Annotated in this window: 6 protein-coding genes, 1 tRNA gene and 1 other annotated feature; of the genes, 6 read left to right on the top strand and 1 reads right to left on the bottom strand. The window is 35.0% G+C overall.

Annotated features, from left to right (window positions below; translation table 11 throughout):
• The 3 genes from ACI4WO_RS09285 to ACI4WO_RS09275 form a co-directional block, all read left to right on the top strand.
• Positions 1–353 (top strand): Fur family transcriptional regulator (locus ACI4WO_RS09285; protein ID WP_439807281.1); only part of this gene is annotated, 353 nt, incomplete at its 5' end.
• Positions 343–1281 carry a metal ABC transporter substrate-binding protein gene (locus tag ACI4WO_RS09280; protein WP_439807280.1) on the top strand — a complete coding sequence of 313 codons (939 nt, stop codon included), beginning with the start codon at positions 343–345 and terminating at the stop codon, positions 1279–1281. The genes ACI4WO_RS09285 and ACI4WO_RS09280, both read left to right, overlap by 11 nt.
• Before the next feature lie 3 nt (positions 1282–1284).
• Entirely contained in the window at positions 1285–2112 is an 828-nt protein-coding gene (locus ACI4WO_RS09275) for a metal ABC transporter permease (RefSeq protein ID WP_439807279.1), read from the top strand.
• A gap of 8 nt (positions 2113–2120) precedes the next feature.
• Here the strand turns inward: ACI4WO_RS09275 and ACI4WO_RS09270 are convergent, their stop codons facing one another.
• The gene (locus ACI4WO_RS09270) at positions 2121–2288 is read right to left on the bottom strand and encodes a hypothetical protein (RefSeq protein ID WP_439807278.1); all 168 of its coding nucleotides are present in this window, start codon (positions 2286–2288) and stop codon (positions 2121–2123) included.
• A 444-nt stretch (positions 2289–2732) separates the two neighbouring features.
• On the opposite strand from ACI4WO_RS09270, the gene ACI4WO_RS09265 reads away from it, so the two are divergent.
• The 3 genes from ACI4WO_RS09265 to rplJ all read left to right on the top strand — a co-directional run bounded on the left by ACI4WO_RS09265 (position 2733) and on the right by rplJ (position 5428).
• A complete protein-coding gene (locus ACI4WO_RS09265) occupies positions 2733–4358 on the top strand; it encodes an LCP family glycopolymer transferase (RefSeq protein WP_439807277.1) in 1626 nt (541 codons plus the stop codon).
• 134 nt (positions 4359–4492) lie between these two features.
• A tRNA-Lys gene (locus ACI4WO_RS09260) sits at positions 4493–4568 on the top strand.
• 183 nt (positions 4569–4751) lie between these two features.
• Positions 4752–4880 (top strand) — a sequence feature (ribosomal protein L10 leader region).
• The gene (gene rplJ / locus ACI4WO_RS09255; RefSeq protein WP_439807276.1) at positions 4868–5428 is read left to right on the top strand and encodes a 50S ribosomal protein L10; all 561 of its coding nucleotides are present in this window, start codon (positions 4868–4870) and stop codon (positions 5426–5428) included. It overlaps the preceding feature by 13 nt.
• Positions 5429–5530: the final 102 nt, after the last annotated feature.

Here is a 5530-nt window from a genome sequence, read left to right as displayed (position 1 = left end):
TTAACAATAAAGATAAGCATCTTACTGCTGCGGATATTATTAACTATCTTAATGGTAACGGAAAAGGTATCGGAAGTGCAACTGTTTACAGATATCTTGACAAGCTTGTAAACAAAGGTATAATAAGAAAATATATTCTTGATGATAAAGTCGGTGCATGCTATCAGTACATTGAAGATAATAATGAATGTCAGGAACATTTTCATTTGAAATGTATTGAATGCGGTGCACTTTATCATATCGACTGTTCCTATATGCAGTCTCTTGATGAACATATATTAAAACATCATGGATTTAAAGTGGACAGCTCCAGAACTGTTTTATATGGAAGGTGTAAAAATTGTGAAAAATAAAATCTTATCAATAATATTGTCATCAGCTCTTATTTTTTTGCTTACATCATGCAGTTATTCACAACACAGCGAAAAACTTCAGATTGTAACAACTATTTTTCCACAGTATGATTTCGTAAAGCAGATAACAGGCGGAAATGCTGAGGTAACTCTGCTGTTAACTCCTGGTTCAGAAAGTCATACATATGAACCAACGCCAAACGATATTGCAAAAATACAGCATTCGGATCTTTTTATTTATACAGGCGGAGAATCCGAAGTATGGGTTGATAAAGTTTTGAGTTCATACGGCAATGAAAATATAAATTCTCTGCGCCTTATGGATTTTGTAGAACCACTGCCCGAAGAACATAATCATGATGAACATGAACACCATCATCATGAAGATGAGGATGAGGAAGAATATGACGAACATATATTTACATCACTTAAAAATTCTGTTACTCTCTTAAATGTTATTAATAATGAAATATGCAGCATTGATAGTAGTAACAGCAATATATATAATGAAAATACTAAAAATTATGAATCTCAAATTACTGAACTTGATAATAAGTTTGAAGATATGATAAAAAATTCAAAAAGAAAAACAGTAATTTTTGGTGACCGCTTCCCTTTCAGATATTTTGCAAATGATTACGGTCTGGAATGCCATGCAGCGTTTTCCGGATGCAGTTCAGAAAATGAAGCAGCACCCAAAACAATCTCTCTTTTAATTAACACTGTAAAAAACGAAAATGTTCCTGTCATATTTTACATTGAATTTTCAAGTCAGATTATTGCTGATAAAATTTCATCTGCAACAGGTGTAAAAACTGAACTTCTTCATTCCTGTCACAATATTTCAAAGGAAGATATCAAAAACAATGTCACATATGTTGATCTGATGACACAAAATTATAATAATTTATCGGAGGCACTGAATTAAAATATGTTAGAAAATATTAAATTAATAATGACACCTGAATTTATTAAATATATAATTCTTCCTGCATTAATAGGCGGAATAGCCGTTACCCTCTGCTCTGCTCTGCTTGGAGTAAGCCTTGTGCTTAAACGATACTCTATGATAGGTGATGGTCTATCTCATGTCGGCTACGGTGCACTGTGTGTTGCTGCTGTTATGAATTTTGCTCCGTTAAAATTTGCCCTTCCGGTTGTTATTATTGCTGCAATAATTCTTCTCAGACTGGGAGACAGCAATAAACTTAAAGGTGATTCTGCTATCGCCGTATTTTCTACAACGGCACTTGCTTTGGGAATACTGGTATCATCAAAGGCAGGACTTATGAATGATGTAAGTCATTATATGTTCGGCAGTATTCTGGCAATGGATACAAATGATGTAATTTTAAGTGTAGTACTTTCAGCAATGGTAATCATAATATTTATATTATTCTATCACAAAATATTTGCTGTTACATTTGATGAAAATTTTTCAAAGGCTACTGGTATTAAAATAAACTTTTATAAAATGCTTATTGCTGTTCTTACTGCAATAACAATAGTACTTGGTATGATGATGATGGGATCGCTGCTGATATCCAGTCTGATTATTTTTCCAGCAATAACTTCAATGCGTGTATGCAAAAGCTTCAGGAGCGTTGTTATATGTTCCGGATTCGTTTCAGTTTTCAGCTTCCTTATAGGTTTATGCGTTTCACTTCTGTTCAATACTGCACCCGGCGCAAGTATTGTTATTGTGAATGTAATTGTATTTCTGATATTTACTATAGCCGGAAAAATTAAAGGTATGTAAACGGCGTATTATCGCCGTTTCGATGTTTCTTCACTATTAACGCCCAATTCTGTTTCAGCAATATTTTCCTGATTGGAAATATCATTGTAACAGGGTTTGTAAGAGATAATCTGAGGATTAACAGTTTTAGGAATGTAAATTTTGGTTTTTTTGCCGCAGTAAACACGTTTTACCATTGCCGATGCTCCTTTTTTATTTTTTGCTGCATTAATATTATGAGATATTTATGATATTTTATTTCATGCAAAAAATGAAAATTTTATAAACTTAATGCTGAAAAATAAATTTTTATTAAATTTGTTTTTGGTATATCAAAAAGCAGATATTCATACAGATAAAACAATATAAAATATTCCTGTAAATTTTTATTGCCTTTTATCGAATTATGTGATAAAATTATAAAGTATAGATTAAGGTCATTAATGAATAAAGGATGAATTTATCTCACTGTAAATTATTTCATTGATTTCCCGGTTATGGAGGCATATTAACATATTATGAATAATAATAAAAGTATATTTTTCAGAATTTGTATATTAATTATTGCCGCAGTACTTACTGCAGGAGCAATTATATTGCCTTTTATCATGTAAAGATATATATAATTTGGAGGTAGCAAAATGTCCGGAAACAATAAAAATGACAAGGACTCTTATGCAAAAGATACCCTTGCTTTTACTGTGCCTCCGGAGGCACAAAGAAACAGACAAAAAAGAACTCGTCCGCCTCAGGAAAATTACCCACGGGAACAATACCCTCAGGGCCAAAATCCTTATGGGCAGTATCCACAGGGACAGAACCCTTATGGACAGTATCCTCAGGGACAGTATCCTTACGGGCAATACCCTCAGGGACAGTATCCTCAGGGGCAAAATCCTTATGGACAGTACCCTCAGGGGCAAAATCCTTATGGACAGTACCCTCAGGGACAGTACCCTCAGGGGCAAAATCCTTATGGACAGTACCCTCAGGGACAGTATCCTCAAGGGCAAAATTCTTATGGACAGTACCCTCAGGGACAACGTCCGCATCCTCAGAATCCGCAGCAAGGGCAGCAAAACCGACAGCGTCAGCAGACCGCTAACAACTCAAACGGTAACGTTCAAAACCGACCAAGACCACAACAGAATGCCAATCAAAAAAGACCATCAGGTCAGCACCCGGCATCCAATCAAAATAAAAGGCGTCAGGCATCAGGCAGTAATGGAAATCCCCCCAACACAAGAAATCGCAATACTAATTCTGCCGGACGAAATACTGGTTCGAGGCAGGTTGTTAAAACAAAAAAAGTCAGAAAAAGAGGATGTCTTTCAAAAGTATTATTTTCTCTTATCGGTATATTATTAGTTATATTTATTATTTATTCGATCATTGCTTTATTTCTGATAAATAAAATAAATGTAGAAGAAACCGGTGAGCGAATTACAGCCAGTCATTCTCTATATGAATCCTCAAATGTAAAAAATATTCTGCTGATTGGTACAGACTCCAGAGGAGAAGACAGAGGGCGTTCAGACTCAATGATCTTACTCTCAATCAACAGCAAAACCAATAAAATGAATATGGTGTCATTTATGCGTGATACATATGTTCAGGTTCCGGGATATGGTGGCTGTAAACTTAATGCTGCTTATTCATACGGCGGTCCTGAACTTCTTATGGATACAATAGAAGAAAATTTTTATATTGAAATTGATGATTATGTAACTATTAATTTTATTTCCTTTGCAAATATTGTTGATGCAGTAGGCGGAGTGGAAATTGAAGTTAATGACAGTGAAGCCGATGCTATAAATGTTCTGTTAGACAGCAATGAGGGAATCAGTATGTTTGGTCAGCCGGATGAATCGGATTATTTAAACGGTGCAGGAACATACAATCTGAACGGTAAACAGGCTCTTTGCTACTCACGTTTAAGAAAGGTCGGAAATGCTGACTTTGAGAGAACTGAACGTCAGAGAAAAGTTTTAAGCGGCATTTTAAAAAATGCAGCAACGATAAATCCTTTAAAACTAGGCTCTGTAGCCGGAGAGGCATTACCCTCTCTGACCACAAACATGAGCAAATTAAATATGTATCTGCTGTCACTCAGACTGCCTGTGCTTTTAGCAGGCTATGATATCGAACAGATGCGAATACCAGCAGAAGATACATACTGGAGTTCAGATATCGACGGTCAGTCTGTTCTTGAAGTTGACTTTGATGCAAACATTGACTTAATTGAAAAAAATTTATATAATAAATAATAACAAAAATATCCGGAAATGTTGCCATATTCCGGATATTTTACTGTTTAACGCAGAGAAAAAATTTTTTTCAAAAAATTTCAAAAAAAGTATTGACATTTCTCTTTTAGTATGATATAATTTATCATGTTGTTGAGATATTAGCTCAGTTGGCAGAGCATACGCCTTTTAAGCGTAGGGTCGAGAGTTCAAATCTCTCATATCTCACCAGTTTATATACTTGAAAACCCGTTATTACGGGTTTTTTTGTTATCTTAGTTAATATCATGAAAAAATATCGTACTATAATATCAGACATATTTTATATCTGATAATTTCTTCATAAATTATCAATCAGATTTTTTTAAAAAATACTTGACATTTATAAAAATATATGATATAATATGCGAGTTGTTAAAACACAATCGTATTCTTAAGACAGTTGGCGGCGTAAGCCGTAAGTCCAGCCGAGGAATGTGCATTAAATATAATTTTGATTATTTATGCCCTTTTCCTCTGGAAAAGGGTTTTTGCATTATTCTTTTGATACGGTTATACAAATAATCGGAGGTGAAACTATAATGCCAAGCGAAAAGGTTTTGGAAACTAAGAAAGCTAAAGTTGAACAGCTTACTGAAACACTGAAAAATGCGGTTTCATTCGTAATCGTTGACTACAAGGGCATCACAGTTGAAGAAGATACAAAGCTCAGACGTGATCTTCGTGCAGAAAATGTTAAGTATTCTGTAGAAAAGAATTCTCTTCTGCGTTTTGCATTCAAAAATGCAGGTATCGAGGGTCTTGATGATGTTCTTGAAGGAACAACTGCTATAGCTGTTTCAAGTGAAGATCAGACTGCTCCGGCAAGAGTTCTGGGTAAGTATGCTTCTGAACTGGAAGGTAAATTTAACCTTAAAGCCGGTATGGTTGACGGTGAAATTTATGATGAAAAGGGTGTTGTTGCTCTTTCAAAAATCCCGTCAAAGGATGTTCTTCTGGCACAGCTGGTCGGCTCACTGCAGGGTCCTATCCAGGGTCTGGCTGCTATTCTCAAGGCTGTTGCAGACAGCAAGTCCGAAGACGCAGCTTAATTTTAATACTGGCAGTTTACAACTGCCGCATCTAACTTAATTATAAAATAAAAGGAGATTTTTAATCATGGCTTCAGAAAAGATTTTAAAGTTTATTGAAGA

It is taken from the genome of Porcipelethomonas sp. (assembly GCF_051893655.1).
Lineage (GTDB): Bacteria > Bacillota > Clostridia > Oscillospirales > Ruminococcaceae > Porcipelethomonas.
This window is presented reverse-complemented; position numbering and strand designations above follow the sequence as displayed.

What these genes read in the sequence shown, in the direction of transcription:
- ACI4WO_RS09275 (WP_439807279.1), top strand. Translation starts at nt 1,285, where the DNA reads ATGTTAGAAAATATTAAATTAATAATGACACCTGAATTTATTAAATAT.
- ACI4WO_RS09270 (WP_439807278.1), bottom strand. Translation starts at nt 2,288, where the DNA reads ATGGTAAAACGTGTTTACTGCGGCAAAAAAACCAAAATTTACATTCCT.
- ACI4WO_RS09265 (WP_439807277.1), top strand. Translation starts at nt 2,733, where the DNA reads ATGTCCGGAAACAATAAAAATGACAAGGACTCTTATGCAAAAGATACC.